This is a genomic window from Virgibacillus kekensis, assembly GCF_042654125.1.
In the GTDB taxonomy this organism is placed as follows: domain Bacteria; phylum Bacillota; class Bacilli; order Bacillales; family Amphibacillaceae; genus Lentibacillus; species Lentibacillus kekensis.
On sequence record NZ_JBHSFU010000004.1, the window covers coordinates 930,466 to 945,291 of the forward strand.

Genomic DNA, 14,826 nt, shown 5'->3' on the forward strand with positions numbered 1-14,826 from the left:
TCCTCCTGTTTGATACAGGAAGCTACTAGGGAGAATAAAAGTAGATTAATAGAGGGTATAGTAACGCTCCGACTACTTTCCTGCGCTGGCATTATCCAGATCAGGTTCAAAGGGACTAAGGAATATCATCCTTTTCTCAGCCATTACAGCGCCCCTAGTAGTTTTCCTATATGCTATTTTGTAATATATTTCTCTGCTCAATTTTCGAAACAACCAGCCAGCCTATCAATGCCCCTGTAACACTGCTGACCAGAAACGATGGGATAAAAAATAATGCTCCGACAGAGCTTCCCATAAGTATTTTTGCAAAGGGCACAGCAAAAAGTGCTCCGATTATACCGGTACCAATTGCTTCACCAAGCGCTGCCATTCCTTTTTTACCAGTCTTTCGAAATAGATAACCCTAAAAATGCACCGATCATGCCACCGGGAAACGCCAGCAGCGTACCAAGCCCAAGCATATTGCGCAGCAAACCAATCATAAATGCAATCATAACCGCCGGACCTGGTCCGAGTGTCACTGCAGCCATAACATTAACCGCATGCTGGACGGGATACGCCTTGGCGACCCCTGCTGGGAACCAGAGTAATTGTGCTCCTAATGTACCAATCGCCACAAAAACAGACATCGTCGTTAAAAGCCGCGTCCGATTCAATATGACCCTCCTTTCATTAAAGGGTGTACTGATCTGTGTGAGATAAAAAACACGAAGAGGGAATTCTACTAAGCGTTGGAACTGGACGAAGCTTATTCGGTATTTTAGAAATCCATAGCCCCAGCACCTAAATCAAAAAAGCCAGATCCGTTTATGGACCTGGCTCGAAATAGCTGAAAATAAGCTCATCATCAGACTACTTCCCTCCGCTGGTATTAACCAGATCAGGTCCGTAAGAGTCGGGAAACTGTTCGTGCTTCCCTCTCAGCCCTCGTTCTTTGGGCACCCCTAGTAGTAATTTATTGAAAATATTGAGTTGTTCTTCCTTAGGATAACAAATTAAAATCCGTTTGTCATGAAACACATCATCTATTTTGCAATTACTTCACTTTCAAACCCAATTTTCTTATGTGTACCATCGCAAAACGGTTTGTTGGACGACTGCCCACAGCGGCATATGGAGAATGCTTTTTTCGTTTCAAAGACATTTCCTTCCGCATCGATCAGTTCCACGTCTCCTGTCACAAGCAATGGTCCGTTATCGTTCACTTTAATTTTACCTTTGCCACTCATGAAATCCCCCCTAATTTTCTACTATTGGTATATAGTATTCTCCAACTAGGGAAAAAATCCTTTTTTGCTTGCCTAGGGATTAATCTCCTGCCTTCTCGTTATTCGTAAGCCATTCAGCAAATTCTCTGAGATCCTTAAAAGAATAATCGGCGTTGACCTGGTCGCCCTCGCGACTCCCTACGAGCACTGTCTTTGTACCCGCTTCCTTTCCAGCTTCAATATCGGGCTGCCTGTCACCTACCATAAAACTCTCCGCAAGGTCAACGTTATGTTTTTCAGCCAGGTCAAAGATCAGCTGAGGTTTAGGCTTACGGCAAGCACAGTTAGCATGCGGCTTGTGCGGGCAGTAGGCAATATCATCGATCCGCGCCTCAAACGTTTCAAGCTCCGACCGCATTTTCTTGTGAACCTCGGCGAGTGCAGTCTCTTTCATATAGCCAAGTCCAATTCCACCCTGGTTGGTTACAACGAATACCCTGAAACCCAGGTCGTTGAACTGTTTTACTGCCTCCCCGACGCCTTCAAGGAGGTAAAAATCATTCGGTTTATTAACAAATTTAACTCGTTTGCTTAGGACTTCATTGATAACGCCGTCCCGATCCAGAAACATACCCCTGTTCATCATGTCACCTTCTATTTCAATTCGATTCGTTGTCCCTCGTATTCGGGCTTGAGAAGGGAGAAGACGACCGTATCATGATATCTCTCCCCGTCAAAATCAGTTTGCCTTAATACGCCCTCTTTTATGAACCCGTGTTTTTCGAGCAGCCGCTCTGAACCTCGGTTTTCAGCAAAAATATCACCGACAATCCGGTTAAGGTTAAGCGTTTGAAAGCCAAACCGTAATACTTCCGGCATAATTTCCGTCATGACGCCTGAGCGTTGGTATTCTTTACGGATAACAACCCCCATTTCAGCTTTCCGGTGCCACATGTGGAGTTTGTGATAGCTGAACTTACCGATGAGTTCGCCGTTTTCCTTATTCAGAATCACCCATGGGATTTCTTTTTGAAGCTCGTACTTCTCCAATTGACGCTGAACCTCTTCCTTCATAGCTCGCTCAGATTTCACAGGGGTTGGTGTTATGTATTTCATCGTTTCAGTATCCTGCATAAATAAGAATAGCTCAGCTGCATCATCGACAATGAGGCCTCTTAATAAGTAATTTTTTGTGTACAGTTCAGGTACCGATTTGAAAATGCTCTCTGTATCCATCCTGTTCCTCCCCCATTAAAATAGCAGTGTGAATTTAGTTTATCACACTGCTGGAACATGCTTTGTTATTCATCTTTTTTACTATCAATAAACTCATCCGGTGCATTGTCACCGCCATGCGTGCTGTGGTTCTTATACTGGCTTTTGCGCCCGTTACGGTGCTCACCGTGGTTTTTGTTTTCTTTAAATTGATTGTTCTTGTTAGCCATTTAACCACCCCTTTCCGCATTATTTTGCGGTTGAGCTGGTTTAATTATACATCCATCTATTCCAGCCAGCCATTCTCTTTAGCCTTCGAAACCGCTTCAATCCGGTTGCCAGCCTGAAGCTTATCGAGAATAACTGAAATATAATTACGGACCGTCCCATTTGTAAGAAAAAGTTCCCCTGCAATTTCCTTTGTCGTTTTTCCCTCTGCAATCAATCCGATCACTTCAGTCTCACGATCGGTTAGCGGGTTATCGGAATCATATGCCATGTCGATCAACTCGGGTGCATATATTTTCCGGCCTTTCATTATTGTCCGGATGGAATCAGCCAGTTCATCGCTTGGACCATCCTTTAGAAGGTAGCCGCTGACCCCGGCATTACGTGCACGTTCGAAATATCCCGTGCGGGCAAATGTGGTCAGGACAATCACTTTACATGGGTCTTCTTTCAGTTCCTCAGCAGCATCCAACCCGCTTTTCACCGGCATTTCGATATCCATGATACAAATATCTGGGCTATTTTGCTTAACCAGATTTACTGCCTCTTCACCGTTTTTTGCCTTCCCCACGACTTCCATGTCCTCTTCCAGATTAAGCAGAGATCCCAATGCACCAAGCAGCATCCCCTGGTCTTCTGCGATTACAATCCGTATCATGTTCTTTCCCCCTGTTTTGACTGCTGAATGGCGTTCGGAAACCTGAATATAAGCTCCGTGCCATTGTCTGGTTTTATTTCAAGACTGCCATTAACAAATTCAAGACGTTCCCGCATACCTTTAATTCCGTTTTTCCGTTGAAAGTTCTCCTGATAGTCCATCCCTTTTCCATTGTCGCTGACTTTCAGGACCAGTTCATCCGGTGATTGATTTATATTAACAGTGCAAATCGTTGCCTCGCTGTGTTTAACCACATTGGTTATTGCTTCCCGTAAGCACATGCTTACCACATTTTCCACCAGAAGGGGCGTATGAGTAAGACGCGGTTCTCCCTCCAGACGAAAGGCAATCGAGGCGGCTCTCAGCATTTGCCTGATATGTACCATTTCATCGGCAAGCTTCACACTCTTCATATCAGAGACCATTTCACGAACTTCTTTTAATGCAGTCCTAGCTGTCTGGTTAATGTCATGGAGTTCGTTTTTGGCAAAATCCGGTTCGACGCGTACGAGTTTCCCGGCCAAATCACTCTTCAATCCAATTAGGGATAGCTTCTGCCCAAGCGTATCATGAAGGTCGCGGGCAATCCGTTGCCGTTCTTCCATTACCACCATCTGAGAAAGTTTCTGATTGGCGATGCGGAGTTCACTCTCCAGTTTCTCCCGATTATTTCTGGAATGAATAGTAAGTGGCAGCAGGATAACGCCAATGACACTTATAATAATAAACGGAAGCTGAGTCTGAAAGATGGCCTCCTGGGTAAAAAAAGCAACTGCGACTGCAGCTAAAGTGGTCACCAAATGAACGACATACAGTGATATGAACCTTGCTTTCCCCTGAATACTACCGATATAGAATGCCAGAAACAAAGCAAAATAAACGTATCCTAACAGCACTGTCATTACGATGCTTATTAACATCTCGATTCCGACAGACAGATAAACTGTCCAGCCTTCAGATATGAAAGAAACCCGGTATGCTGCGAAAAACAGGAGAATCATCAGGATTCCGAAAAAAATCTCCAGTGTTCCTGACGTACGGAAGATAAAGTAAAATGGAAGTATGCAAAAAATAATCCATGCATATATACTTAGTCCGGTATTTTTCGGTATGATATGGTACCACTTCTGCATACAGTCCATCCTTTCATTTTCACTCATTATAGTAGATATCCCGGTTTATCGCCACAGAACGACTATTCCTAACTATCTGTTTACACTAGTACAGCCCTTCAGCAAGCTGAAGGGCTGGTTCATTTCATTAAATACTTCTAGGATTTTTTTGCAGCTTAGGTTCTTTTTTCTTCAAAAGATGTTTTATCTCTTTGAAGCTTACAAAAGATTTATTTTCTTCATCAAACAACCTGAACCTGATTGACTTCAGGCTGGATGCCAATGTGATTGTCGTAGCTTTCTGAAGCGGCGGTGTGGACTCGTGCGCTTCTTCCAGTTTATAGTTCGGCACCCGCGGGGCCAGGTGATGGACGTGGTGAAACCCAATGCTTCCGGTCAACCACTGCATAACTTTTGGAAGCTTGTAATATGAACTTCCGTCAACCGCAGCTTTCACGAAATCCCATTCATCTTCATTTTCGAAATAAGAATCCTCGAACTGGTGCTGCACATAAAACAGCCAAATACCTGCTGAACCTGCCACGAACAGAATCGGCAGCTGAATGATCAGGAATGCCTGCCAGCCAATTGCCCATATAAGCAGGGCATAAATCGCTGCAACTGAGGCATTGATCACATACGTGTTAAGGCGCTCTTTTCGCTTAGCACCTTTACGGTTAAAGCGATTGGAAATACCAAACAGATAAAACGGTCCGAACCCAAACATTACAATTGGATTCCGGTAAAGCCGATATGCAAGCCTTCCCCAGAAGGATGCTTCGATATATTCATTCACCGTCATAACCCAGACGTCACCAGTGCCTCGTTTATCCAGATTACTGCTGGTCGCATGGTGGATGGCATGACTTCTCTTCCATTTTTCAAAAGCAAACAGCGTCACAATGCCGGTTATTGTTCCGACAATCCGATTGGCCTTCGCATTTTTGAAAAAAGATCCATGCGTACAATCATGAAAAATTATAAAGATACGGACAACGAACCCTGCCGCAACAATTGACAGTGGAATCGAGAGCCATACGGAAATCGAAAGGCTCTGGTATGCCAGAAACCAGATTATAAAGAACGGCAATAATGTGTTCAGTAACTGCTTGATGCTGGCTTTCGTATCTGGACTTGCAAATGTTGAAACGCTCTTTTTTAATTGTGCTTGTTTTTGTTTACTCATATTTTTTCTCCTCCAAAGGCAGAAATATCTATGTTTATTTTTTACACTTTTACTTGTCTTAATCTCTATATTAAACAAAATTTGTTTTTCCATTAAGTCATAAATGTAAGCAAGCATATATGACAAATGTCATGTCTTCATTAAAGGTCATTATTTTCACCCCTTAAACATAACAATTAATTAAACAATCCGATTGGGGGAAGTGAATATGGCAAAATCGAAGGACAAGACACCAACTATTACAGAAAAAGACCTAAAGCGATATATGGAGTTGAATAAGCAGAAAAAAGAGATTGAGGCGGAAATGAAGCATCTCAAGAAGCAGTTTAACGATGTACTCGACGGGTTAATCGGAAAAGGCCAAAAGGGCGAATTTGAGCGTGGAGGCCTAAAAGTACAGCGCCAGGTCCGTGAGGCAATCAGTTATGATAAATCATCCACCGTGGAAAAGCTGGAAGAGCTTAACCTGGAGGATTGTATACAGGTTATCAAGCAGCCGGATGCTGAAAAGCTTGAAGCCGCGTTCCGGCTTGGATTGGCTGATGAAAACGTGTTTGCGGAGCTGAGGAAGACAAAGGTCACGCAGGCTATCATAGTGAAGGAATCTTGAATAGCGGGAGAACGATCTGATGGGACGCTCATCTGAAAGTTTCGCGTTTCCAGGCGGACGTTTTACGTTTTCCTCCGAATGTTTCGCGAAAACACCATTAAAGAAGGCTGTCGTTGTTAACAATCGACAGCCTTCTTCCGTTACTTTTGCTTCATAAAATTGAACACTTCTCTATCAATTTTTCCACGTTCCAGCTCACGTCCCTCAAAATTTTCCGTGTGCAGAAACGCTGTGAACTGTTCGTGCAGTTTATCGTCCTCCACCTCAGTGGAATCAAGGTATCCCCAGCGGTTCAGATTGCCGACGAGCTCTTCCCGGACAGAACCCTCGATATCCAGGATATTCTCTTCTTTTACCGTTCCAAAATAAAGCTGGTGCAGTTGATGAATTCGGATAAGTTCCTTGATTGGATCCGGGTGCTCATCTACTCGCAGGTCAATATAACGGTCGTTCACCCCGAGATACCCACCTCTTTCTTTTACTATATAGATAGCCGCTGATTGCTTTCCACGACTGTCTCCACCTGCTCCCTGGCCAGCATCAAGCGCAGCAAGCAGCCGGTCAGCAAGGGTTCCGGTAGCTTTTTCGAAAGTCTCAGCCATTGCATCCACGGTTTCCTTATTCACCAGAATATTGCCCTGCGCTGCATAATGCTCTCCTGCACGGCCACCAGCCCAGTCGTAGCACTGCTTACCAGTAAATGTGGCCGAGTTGCCGTTTGCATCGACAATACCCACCTGGCGATCTTCTTTTCCTTCATCGTTTGAAATTAACGTATCGATTGCCTCCTGTGCTGACTTGCCCTGTGAAAGCAGGTTAAGCCCGTCTGGCCCATATGCTGGATTGGCAAATGCTTGTGTCGCCACCGCGCCAACACCAGCTTTCGCCCATGGTACGACCGATCCTACGCCGAGGAATATTGACTGAACAGCTACTCCTAGTTCCTTTGTTTCCGGGTCATAACCTACGATTGAAAATGTCATATGTATCCTCCCCTTTGCTTTATTATAATAGAGTGATAATTCAGAATACCAGTGTAACAACCGGTATTATGCTTAAAATCGCGTTTAATGTTCTTATCCTGCATCTATTCTTCCTAACCCATCCACTGCCCGCCTGAAATTTTTAGTATAATGAAATGAATCATATTCGGAAATGGCAGCGTCTTACTTATGAATGACCAGGTGAGGGGGAAACAGAGTGGGCCACTCGGAAGCTTTCCATTCCCCGTGCAGGGAAATTGAACAAGAGATTTTGAACACAGCCCCTACTAGGGCGATAGAAAAAATCATGGACCTGTACGGCGATGAAATTAAACGATTAATCTACACCTATGTAAAAAATACCGCGGATACCGATGACGTCACACAGGAAGTATTCGTGACGGTATACAAAAAATTGGACACCTTTAAGGGACAGTCCTCACTAAGAAGCTGGATTTATTCCATCGCAATCAACAAAGCAAAAGACCATCTGCGCAGCTGGCAGTCCCGCAATAAACGGTTGAAAGACCGGTTGATACAATCGGCAAGAGTTAAAAAAGATACCAGTGATTCACCAGAAGATCACACTTTAAAACAAAGCGAATTCAGCAGCCTGCTCAATCAGGTGATGGGTTTACCAATTAAATATCGTGAAGTGATTGTGCTTCATTATTTTAAAGAATTATCGACAAAAGAAATTGCCGATGCACTCAGCATGAAAGAAGTCTCGGTGAGAACGAGACTGAAGCGTGGCCGCGATAAACTAAAACAGCTCTTATCGGCAGAAAGAGGTGTTACCAATGGATAAGGAGTTAAACGAACTGAAAGACCGGTTTGAAAAAGAAATCCCGACATCCTTTACAGCGCGTGATAAGCAGGCTGTCATGGACAGGATAAATGAACAAGAACCCGAACGCGGTTCCAGACATATTTTTCCGAAAGTAATGACAGCAGCAGTTTTTGCGACCCTTTTGTTTGTTGGCGTGATCATTGCTAATGACCAACTTGGACTTAGTATGGATGGTGATATACCGAAACCAGCGCCTCAAAATAGTGATTCACTTACAGCAGAACCTGAGGAAAAAGAAGAACTTCTTCTTCATTTCACCAAGAATCGGGAATATGATTCGCTTACTTTTGATCCGGAAACGATTAAATCTGGAGATGTAGTCGGGGAAGATACATCTGATGCGATGAAAGTGACAGATGTAAGCAGGAACAGCGAGGGAACCGTGATTACTTTTGATGGTCTCATGGAACTGACAGGAGGACTCTACGACAGTGCCGGAAAGCTTCAGTTCATTCCGAATATGGAATCAACGCAGCAACTACCCGTTGCAACCCAGGATTTAGGTCGGTTGGTGAAAGCAGGATTACTTAATGAAGATGTGGTACGAAAAATATTCGGAATTGGAGCGTCTTATGAATCAACTGATGAATTGTCAATCGTCATTGAACAAATTGAATATATCTACTCTGAAAAGGGTTCGAGTATAAACTTTAAAGTCAGGAATGCGGTAAGTGCGGAAAATGAATTGGACTTTCCAAGAGAAACATACGAAACTTCAATTAAGCTTTCGGAAGACTTGCGTAACGTTTACAACGCGTATGCTGAATCACTGGATGATACCCTTTTAAAAGGCCTGAAACCGATTGATGTCTTTAAAATGTATTTTCATGCAGAAAATGAGGGTGATGAGGAAGTTCAGTATGCACTCTATATAAAAGGCCATCCGCACGGTACACCTGATAAGGAAACTTATTTTAACGACCCATTCTTTGCTGATACAAAGGCAATGGAACTAAATGAAAAGGAATTTTATAAAGAACTGCAGAAAGTTAAGGTTTTTGAGGAGATTTATTTGAAGGAAAATGAAGCAGTAGTCAGCTTCGATTTTGGGTCATCTGAGGGAGACCCGATGTTCAGGCTTTACAAAAATACTAAACTTGACGTCTGGAAGGTTGGCTGGTTGCCGATGCAATAAATATAACAGTAGAAAAAAGGACTGTACCCCCATTTGCAGGCATTGTCCATGGGGGTACAGTTTAACTCTTATTGTCTTTATACCTCTTAAGAAGAGCGATCCATAAAAATAAGATTCACTCTTTCATCACTTACTCGATTATATTTCTAACAAACAAATGCTTATTTTTAAAGATGATTATACTTATCACAGCAAGTAATAGCCCTGAAATAATGAAGACTGTTCTGACTCCCATTAAATCTGCTAAAATCCCCATAATGAGCGAGGATATACCAAACACACCAGTTCCAATTGCACTTAGGGAAGTGTAAACAGTCGACAAATTTGCCTTTGGAACACTTGATTGAATTACCGTTTGCTGAGGAATGTTCTTTATTTGCCCAAAAAGCCCCACACAGAGAGACAATAATAAAGCAATATACGGATTACTGGTCATGCTGAACAATACAGTTATTATAAAACCAAATAATGAACCAACTAAAATAACCGTACCTAGTTTCTTTTCAAGTGTAGAGGAGTATTTAACACAATACACACTCCCTATTATTAAACCCAAAAAGAAAGCACCATTAATAAAGCCCCACCATTTTTCACCAACCTGTAAAGCTTCACTGACAAATACATATAAAATGGCAGCAATCCAAACCGCTCCTGCCGTGGTCTCAAGAGAATTTATTAATGCGATTTTCCTTAACACAGGCGTTTTCCATAAGGTTTTCCAACCCTCTTTAATCTGTTCTAATTTTCCTTGTGTCTCAACTGGAGCTTGTTTGACATTCCTTAAGAAACACAGCAGGATACTTGCTATGGCGAATAAGCCGCCTACGACCCAAATTATCTGCTGGGAACTCATAATTATTAAAAACAAACTTCCCACAAACCACATTACTGTTTGAATTAGTTGAGTTACTGTTTCAGCAACCCCATTTGCGTGTAATAATTCTTCTGACTTCACATAATGTGGAATCAGCGTCAGCCTGATTGGGTTTGCACATCCATCAAGCAATGCGATTAACCCGATAATGACAAATAAGAGAAAATAATTGGATGCTGAAATCCCAAACAACATCAATCCTAATAGAATGATTAAACATGTTTTTCCCAGTTGTGAACCAGCCAGTAACCACTTTAAATTCACTTTTCCGATCAAGAGTGGAGTTAACAGACTGGATACAAACATCGATGAAGTAATTGTAAACGGAACGAACGATGCTGCAGTCGCTGATCCTGTTAAAACAAAGATTGTACTAATAATACTCACTATATACAGAACATCACCTATATTCGCAAGTGATTGTCCCACCAATAATAACGAAAAGTTTTTATTCAGTTTCATACTATATCCCCCAATAATTAAATAACTTTTTTATCTAAACGGGGAATTTTAAATTGGACTGTTCATCGATATATAGCTCCTCTCTCCTTACAGATAAATCCTGGGGGATATAGATTTATCAAAAATTTATTTTAACGGTTTGTTATTACATTCTATGCAAATATTATTAATTACTTCTTTCACTCTTCTAATCTTTTCACCCCAAATACGGACGACCCTGGTAAAGGGGAACAGGGATGATATGATTTTCTCGACTTCTCTTTTATCGACCCGAATCCGACCAGGCAAAATTCCTTTAGACCGTGATGCCCGGGGAGACAGGTGATGAGACTGCAGATTACAGGACTTATGATCTCAGCTGATTCTGTGATAATAATCTTTAACCTTTACAATCTCAAAACCTCTCGTTAAGATAAATATAGAAAACTGCATATTAACCTTGCACTAGGGGAGCTGTGAAAGCGGCTGAGAGGAACTGTATTGTTCTGACCCTTGGCACCCGATCTGGATAATACCAGCGTGGGGAAGTGTGGTCGACGCATGTATTTGGATTCTTACTATATATACATTCAGACTGCATTCCCCCGGGATGCAGTTTTTTTATTTGAAAAAAATAGAGGAGGAATTCAGTATGGCAAATCAGCAATGCAGTGGCGGTACGGGAATCGCGGGGTGCAGCTTTTCAGTTCACCCGATGAGCGACAGATTTATCGAAATTATTACGGGAGCTCTCGAAAAAGCAGATACCTCAAAAGTATGGATGAATACGGATGATGTAACAACAACGGTACGAGGAAAGTTAACGCATGTTTTTGATGTGACCAAGGCAATCTTCATCCATGCAGCGGAGACTGGTGAGCATGTAGCATTTGAAGCAACGTATTCACTTGGATGTCCGGGAGATTCAGCGGGTGATGTCTATCTGGCAGAGGATGATGCTCCGGCAAACCACGAGCAGGTAAAAGAAATCCACCAGCCGGTTGCGGCCAAATTTTCATTGTATCCGCTTGGGGGTGGCAATTATATGGATATTATTATGAATCAGATTGAGGCAATGAAAAAACATGTCGATGTATCACATGCCCACTATGCAACAAGGCTTGATGGTCATTCGGTTAAAATATTTGAAGGTCTTCAGCAAGTATTCGAGGCCACCGTTGAAGGCGGATCAAGCCATACGGTTATGACGGTATCTATCTCAGCGAACAGCCCATCCCACAAAGGAGGCAGCAACAATGAATAACTGGCGCTTTAAAGAAATCGTTGTCATGTCAGCATTAGCTGTGGTTTTTGCCGTCGTATACCTGGCATTTCTTCCGGTCGGCAAGGTTCTCGTGGGATTTTTTGGCCCGATTGGGTACGACCTTATTTTCGGAATCTGGTTTATCGTTTCCATTATTGCGGCGTACATTATCCGGAAACCGGGTGCAGCGTTTATGTCCGAAACCATTGCCGCGATGGTCGAAGTGCTGCTCGGTAATGCGGTCGGTCCGATGCTGATTGTATCGGGCATGGTTCAGGGACTCGGCGCTGAGGCAGCGTTTGCGATGACCCGCTGGAAAAACTATCATACGTGGGTTCTGATGGCGTCGGGTGTCGGAGCAGCGGTGTTCAGCTTTGTTTACGGGTATTTCCTGGGTGGCTTTGCTGCATTATCCACTGGGTATGTTACAGCAATGTTCATTGCCAGAATCATTAGTGGTGCACTGATTTCCGGGTTGCTTGGAAAAGCGATAAGTGATGGGCTTGCGAAAACTGGAGTGCTTTCCAGCTATGCCCTCGGAAAAGAATACCGAAAGAAGCGGACCGCATGAGCACCAAGCCATTATTACGTGTATCGGATTTATCTTTGCGATTTGAAACCCGGGAACAAAACACCCTTTCCGGTATTAATTTTGAACTGGATAAGGGAGAATCACTTTTACTGCTGGGGCCAAGTGGCTGCGGTAAAAGCACATTGACCTTTTGCCTGAATGGGTTGTATCCCCGTGAGCTTGACGGGGAACTTGGCGGGGAGATTTTTTTCCATGGTAAAAAAACTACCGCATTTCAGCCAGGCGAACTAAGTCGTTATGTGGGGGTAGTATTTCAGGACCCGGAAACGCAATTTTGCATGTTGACGGTGGAGGATGAGATTGCATTTGGCCTCGAGAACATAAATACTCCCCGCGAGAAAATAGGCGAAAAAATCGAGGATGCCCTAAAGCTTGTTAATCTGCATGAATTCAGGAATACAGAGGTTGCTACACTATCCGGCGGGCAAAAACAGAAACTTGCATTGGCATGTATTCTGGCGATGGAACCGGACTTGCTAATACTGGATGAACCGACAGCAAACCTTGACCCCGTTGCAAGCAAAGATTTAATGCGGACGATTCAGAATCTGAAATTGCAGCAGGATTTCACACTTATTGTCATTGAACATCAGCTGGACGGATGGATGGAATTTATGGACCGCAGTCTGTTGCTTAACCGCAATGGTGAAGTGTTTTATGATGGTTCACTCCGGGCCGGGGTCAAGGCGATTCTGCCTAGTCTATATGAGCAGGGAATCTGGCTGCCAAGAATCACGCAGTATGCCTTGGCGCATAATCCGGAATCTATCCCTTTAACTATGGATGAGGTTTCCAGTAACTGGATTTCATTCGAACGGCAAAAAATACCCGATAAACGTAAACGGGAAGTCTTTTTAAAAGCATCCAATCTATCATGGCAAAAACGAAAAAGAAAAATAATTGAGGATATCTCATTGGAGATTCATGAAGGGGAATTTATAGCGATAGCCGGCGCGAATGGCAGTGGCAAGACCTCCCTTTCCAAGATTCTTGCTGGGATTCAGAAGCCCAGTACCGGGAATATCATGCTAAAAAATAAGCCACTTGAAAAATGGAATGAGGCAGATTTACGCCGGGAAATCGGATATGTCTTCCAGAATCCGGAGCATCAGTTTGTCACGGATACCGTTTATGAGGAAGTGGCCTTCAGTCTCCGGATAAAAGAGGCTGCAGATGAAGTAATTCAGAAATCGGTTACGGACATTCTTGGGGTTTGCGGGTTAACCGGGCTGGAGAATGAACATCCTTATGCGCTTAGTCAGGGTCAGAAACGCAGACTTAGCGTAGCAACCATGATTGTTGATGATCAGAAGATGCTGATTCTTGACGAACCAACCTTCGGGCAGGATGCGCACTCAACCGGCGAACTAATGGATCTGCTCGAGGAACGGAATAGGCAGGACACCACGATTGTTATGATTACGCACGACATGGAAATCATTCATCACTATGCAGATCGTGTTATTGTACTGGATCAGGGAAGAGTTGCTGCGGATTGTCATCCATTGGAGCTTTGGCAGCAGCCAGAATCCACATTGCAGGGCTGGCAACTGGAACTTCCGGTTGAGGTCCAGCTCCAACACCTGTCTGAAAGGAATGCTGAATATGTTTCTGCATCACCTTAATCCAAGCATCAAAGCAGTATCCATTGTAGTAGTCGTAATTTTGCTTGCATTGGTATTTGATCCAATTACCCCTTTTTTATTTATGGTGTTCACCATTACACTAACCTTTTTCGGAGGGGAAATCAGCATTAAAAAGTATGCCTTGTACTTTCTTCCGTTCACCATTATTGCATTTGGAATGCTTTGGACGACAATCGTTTTTGCTGATACGCCGGACAATCCGGCTGAACGCCTCACAATTTTTGGCTTCAGCTTTCCGGAAGAATCCTTTATCACCGCGCTTGCCCTATCGCTCCGGGTTCTTAGCGTGGCGGCTTTATCTTTAATGTTTATTTTCACAACAAATATAGTGGACTTCATTTTAAGCCTGATTCAGCAGCTGAGACTTCCTCCTAAAATTGCTTATGGAGTCCTGGCCGGATACCGATTCCTGCCCATGATGAAGGATGAATTATTCTTGGTCCGCGCCGCCCATCGGATAAGGGGATACAATCAGGAAAAGACATTACGCGGAAAACTCAGCCAGTTTAAAAGGTTTTCCATTCCATTACTGGCAAGCGCAATCCGAAAGGCAGAGCGAACCGCAATGGCGATGGAATCAAAGGGATTTACCGGGGAAAAGAACCGTACCTTCTACCGACAATTCACGGTCAAAGCAAAGGATTGGTTATTTTTAGGCTGTATGATCATTACCGTCCTTCTTGCAGCAGGAGTATCATGGTATCTTGGTTACTTTAAATGGTATAGTGGGGAGCTTTGAGAGCCGGTTTTAGTTAAACCGGCTTTTTTCCTGTTAAATTAATGGTATTTTTCATGATATTGGAAAAGATGAATGCTATGATGGT

Annotated in this window: 16 protein-coding genes, 1 pseudogene and 3 riboswitches; of the genes and pseudogenes, 7 read left to right on the forward strand and 10 right to left on the reverse strand. The window is 43.3% G+C overall.

The genetic code is table 11. The features are described from left to right. Positions 1–60 precede the first annotated feature (60 nt). Positions 61–166: riboswitch (TPP riboswitch) on the reverse strand. The 8 genes and pseudogenes from thiW to desA all read right to left on the reverse strand — a co-directional run bounded on the left by thiW (position 167) and on the right by desA (position 5,607). Further along, positions 167–656 (reverse strand): annotated as a pseudogene (gene thiW, locus ACFO3D_RS08690) (energy coupling factor transporter S component ThiW). A 184-nt stretch (positions 657–840) separates the two neighbouring features. Then, positions 841–956: riboswitch (TPP riboswitch) on the reverse strand. Positions 957–1,025: 69 nt separating this feature from the next. Further along, positions 1,026–1,229, reverse strand: coding sequence for a CDGSH iron-sulfur domain-containing protein (locus ACFO3D_RS08695; protein ID WP_390294864.1), 204 nt, complete (start codon positions 1,227–1,229; stop codon positions 1,026–1,028). A 79-nt stretch (positions 1,230–1,308) separates the two neighbouring features. Continuing rightward, positions 1,309–1,851 (reverse strand): D-glycero-alpha-D-manno-heptose-1,7-bisphosphate 7-phosphatase, encoded by a 543-nt coding sequence (locus ACFO3D_RS08700; RefSeq protein ID WP_390294866.1) that lies wholly within the window; start codon positions 1,849–1,851, stop codon positions 1,309–1,311. An 11-nt stretch (positions 1,852–1,862) separates the two neighbouring features. Continuing rightward, positions 1,863–2,444, reverse strand: coding sequence for a GNAT family N-acetyltransferase (locus tag ACFO3D_RS08705; RefSeq protein ID WP_390294868.1), 582 nt, complete (start codon positions 2,442–2,444; stop codon positions 1,863–1,865). Positions 2,445–2,509: 65 nt separating this feature from the next. Then, positions 2,510–2,653, reverse strand: coding sequence for a hypothetical protein (locus tag ACFO3D_RS08710; protein ID WP_390294870.1), 144 nt, complete (start codon positions 2,651–2,653; stop codon positions 2,510–2,512). A gap of 56 nt (positions 2,654–2,709) precedes the next feature. Then, complete coding sequence (locus tag ACFO3D_RS08715) at positions 2,710–3,309, reverse strand: response regulator (protein ID WP_390294872.1); 600 nt, start codon at positions 3,307–3,309, stop codon at positions 2,710–2,712. Then, positions 3,306–4,442: a sensor histidine kinase gene (locus ACFO3D_RS08720; RefSeq protein WP_390294875.1), complete on the reverse strand. Its 1,137-nt coding sequence runs from the start codon at positions 4,440–4,442 to the stop codon at positions 3,306–3,308. Before ACFO3D_RS08720 ends, ACFO3D_RS08715 begins: the two co-directional genes overlap by 4 nt. Before the next feature lie 127 nt (positions 4,443–4,569). Beyond that, positions 4,570–5,607, reverse strand: coding sequence for a Delta(5) desaturase DesA (gene desA, locus ACFO3D_RS08725; protein WP_390294877.1), 1,038 nt, complete (start codon positions 5,605–5,607; stop codon positions 4,570–4,572). Between the two features lie 208 nt (positions 5,608–5,815). Here desA and ACFO3D_RS08730 point away from each other — a divergent pair, with 208 nt between their 5' ends. Beyond that, positions 5,816–6,217, forward strand: a complete 402-nt coding sequence (locus ACFO3D_RS08730; RefSeq protein ID WP_390294879.1) for a hypothetical protein — start codon at positions 5,816–5,818, stop codon at positions 6,215–6,217. A gap of 140 nt (positions 6,218–6,357) precedes the next feature. Here the strand turns inward: ACFO3D_RS08730 and ACFO3D_RS08735 are convergent, their stop codons facing one another. Next, entirely contained in the window at positions 6,358–7,200 is an 843-nt protein-coding gene (locus tag ACFO3D_RS08735) for a DUF1028 domain-containing protein (RefSeq protein ID WP_390294881.1), read from the reverse strand. A gap of 217 nt (positions 7,201–7,417) precedes the next feature. Here ACFO3D_RS08735 and ACFO3D_RS08740 point away from each other — a divergent pair, with 217 nt between their 5' ends. Further along, entirely contained in the window at positions 7,418–8,008 is a 591-nt protein-coding gene (locus ACFO3D_RS08740) for a sigma-70 family RNA polymerase sigma factor (RefSeq protein ID WP_390294883.1), read from the forward strand. After that, positions 8,001–9,185, forward strand: coding sequence for a hypothetical protein (locus ACFO3D_RS08745; RefSeq protein WP_390294885.1), 1,185 nt, complete (start codon positions 8,001–8,003; stop codon positions 9,183–9,185). Before ACFO3D_RS08740 ends, ACFO3D_RS08745 begins: the two co-directional genes overlap by 8 nt. Positions 9,186–9,315: 130 nt before the next feature. Here ACFO3D_RS08745 and ACFO3D_RS08750 read toward each other — a convergent pair whose 3' ends face one another. After that, on the reverse strand, positions 9,316–10,521 hold the full coding sequence (locus ACFO3D_RS08750; RefSeq protein WP_390294887.1) for an MFS transporter: 1,206 nt from the start codon (positions 10,519–10,521) through the stop codon (positions 9,316–9,318). A 436-nt stretch (positions 10,522–10,957) separates the two neighbouring features. Continuing rightward, positions 10,958–11,064, forward strand: a riboswitch (TPP riboswitch). An 88-nt stretch (positions 11,065–11,152) separates the two neighbouring features. Between ACFO3D_RS08750 and ACFO3D_RS08755 the strand changes: the two genes are divergently transcribed. The 4 genes from ACFO3D_RS08755 to ACFO3D_RS08770 are packed head-to-tail and all read left to right on the forward strand — an operon-like array spanning position 11,153 to position 14,741. Next, positions 11,153–11,764, forward strand: a complete 612-nt coding sequence (locus ACFO3D_RS08755) for a YkoF family thiamine/hydroxymethylpyrimidine-binding protein (RefSeq protein WP_390294889.1) — start codon at positions 11,153–11,155, stop codon at positions 11,762–11,764. Next, the gene (locus ACFO3D_RS08760) at positions 11,757–12,335 is read left to right on the forward strand and encodes an ECF transporter S component (protein ID WP_390294891.1); all 579 of its coding nucleotides are present in this window, start codon (positions 11,757–11,759) and stop codon (positions 12,333–12,335) included. Before ACFO3D_RS08755 ends, ACFO3D_RS08760 begins: the two co-directional genes overlap by 8 nt. Further along, entirely contained in the window at positions 12,332–13,981 is a 1,650-nt protein-coding gene (locus tag ACFO3D_RS08765; RefSeq protein WP_390294893.1) for an ABC transporter ATP-binding protein, read from the forward strand. Before ACFO3D_RS08760 ends, ACFO3D_RS08765 begins: the two co-directional genes overlap by 4 nt. Then, a complete protein-coding gene (locus tag ACFO3D_RS08770) occupies positions 13,962–14,741 on the forward strand; it encodes an energy-coupling factor transporter transmembrane component T family protein (protein ID WP_390294895.1) in 780 nt (259 codons plus the stop codon). Before ACFO3D_RS08765 ends, ACFO3D_RS08770 begins: the two co-directional genes overlap by 20 nt. Positions 14,742–14,826 lie beyond the last annotated feature (85 nt).

What these genes read in the sequence shown, in the direction of transcription:
- ACFO3D_RS08710 (WP_390294870.1), bottom strand. Translation starts at nt 2,653, where the DNA reads ATGGCTAACAAGAACAATCAATTTAAAGAAAACAAAAACCACGGTGAG.
- ACFO3D_RS08765 (WP_390294893.1), top strand. Translation starts at nt 12,332, where the DNA reads ATGAGCACCAAGCCATTATTACGTGTATCGGATTTATCTTTGCGATTT.
- ACFO3D_RS08700 (WP_390294866.1), bottom strand. Translation starts at nt 1,851, where the DNA reads ATGAACAGGGGTATGTTTCTGGATCGGGACGGCGTTATCAATGAAGTC.
- ACFO3D_RS08715 (WP_390294872.1), bottom strand. Translation starts at nt 3,309, where the DNA reads ATGATACGGATTGTAATCGCAGAAGACCAGGGGATGCTGCTTGGTGCA.
- ACFO3D_RS08750 (WP_390294887.1), bottom strand. Translation starts at nt 10,521, where the DNA reads ATGAAACTGAATAAAAACTTTTCGTTATTATTGGTGGGACAATCACTT.
- desA (WP_390294877.1), bottom strand. Translation starts at nt 5,607, where the DNA reads ATGAGTAAACAAAAACAAGCACAATTAAAAAAGAGCGTTTCAACATTT.
- ACFO3D_RS08705 (WP_390294868.1), bottom strand. Translation starts at nt 2,444, where the DNA reads ATGGATACAGAGAGCATTTTCAAATCGGTACCTGAACTGTACACAAAA.
- ACFO3D_RS08730 (WP_390294879.1), top strand. Translation starts at nt 5,816, where the DNA reads ATGGCAAAATCGAAGGACAAGACACCAACTATTACAGAAAAAGACCTA.
- ACFO3D_RS08770 (WP_390294895.1), top strand. Translation starts at nt 13,962, where the DNA reads ATGTTTCTGCATCACCTTAATCCAAGCATCAAAGCAGTATCCATTGTA.
- ACFO3D_RS08720 (WP_390294875.1), bottom strand. Translation starts at nt 4,442, where the DNA reads ATGCAGAAGTGGTACCATATCATACCGAAAAATACCGGACTAAGTATA.
- ACFO3D_RS08735 (WP_390294881.1), bottom strand. Translation starts at nt 7,200, where the DNA reads ATGACATTTTCAATCGTAGGTTATGACCCGGAAACAAAGGAACTAGGA.
- ACFO3D_RS08695 (WP_390294864.1), bottom strand. Translation starts at nt 1,229, where the DNA reads ATGAGTGGCAAAGGTAAAATTAAAGTGAACGATAACGGACCATTGCTT.
- ACFO3D_RS08755 (WP_390294889.1), top strand. Translation starts at nt 11,153, where the DNA reads ATGGCAAATCAGCAATGCAGTGGCGGTACGGGAATCGCGGGGTGCAGC.
- ACFO3D_RS08760 (WP_390294891.1), top strand. Translation starts at nt 11,757, where the DNA reads ATGAATAACTGGCGCTTTAAAGAAATCGTTGTCATGTCAGCATTAGCT.
- ACFO3D_RS08745 (WP_390294885.1), top strand. Translation starts at nt 8,001, where the DNA reads ATGGATAAGGAGTTAAACGAACTGAAAGACCGGTTTGAAAAAGAAATC.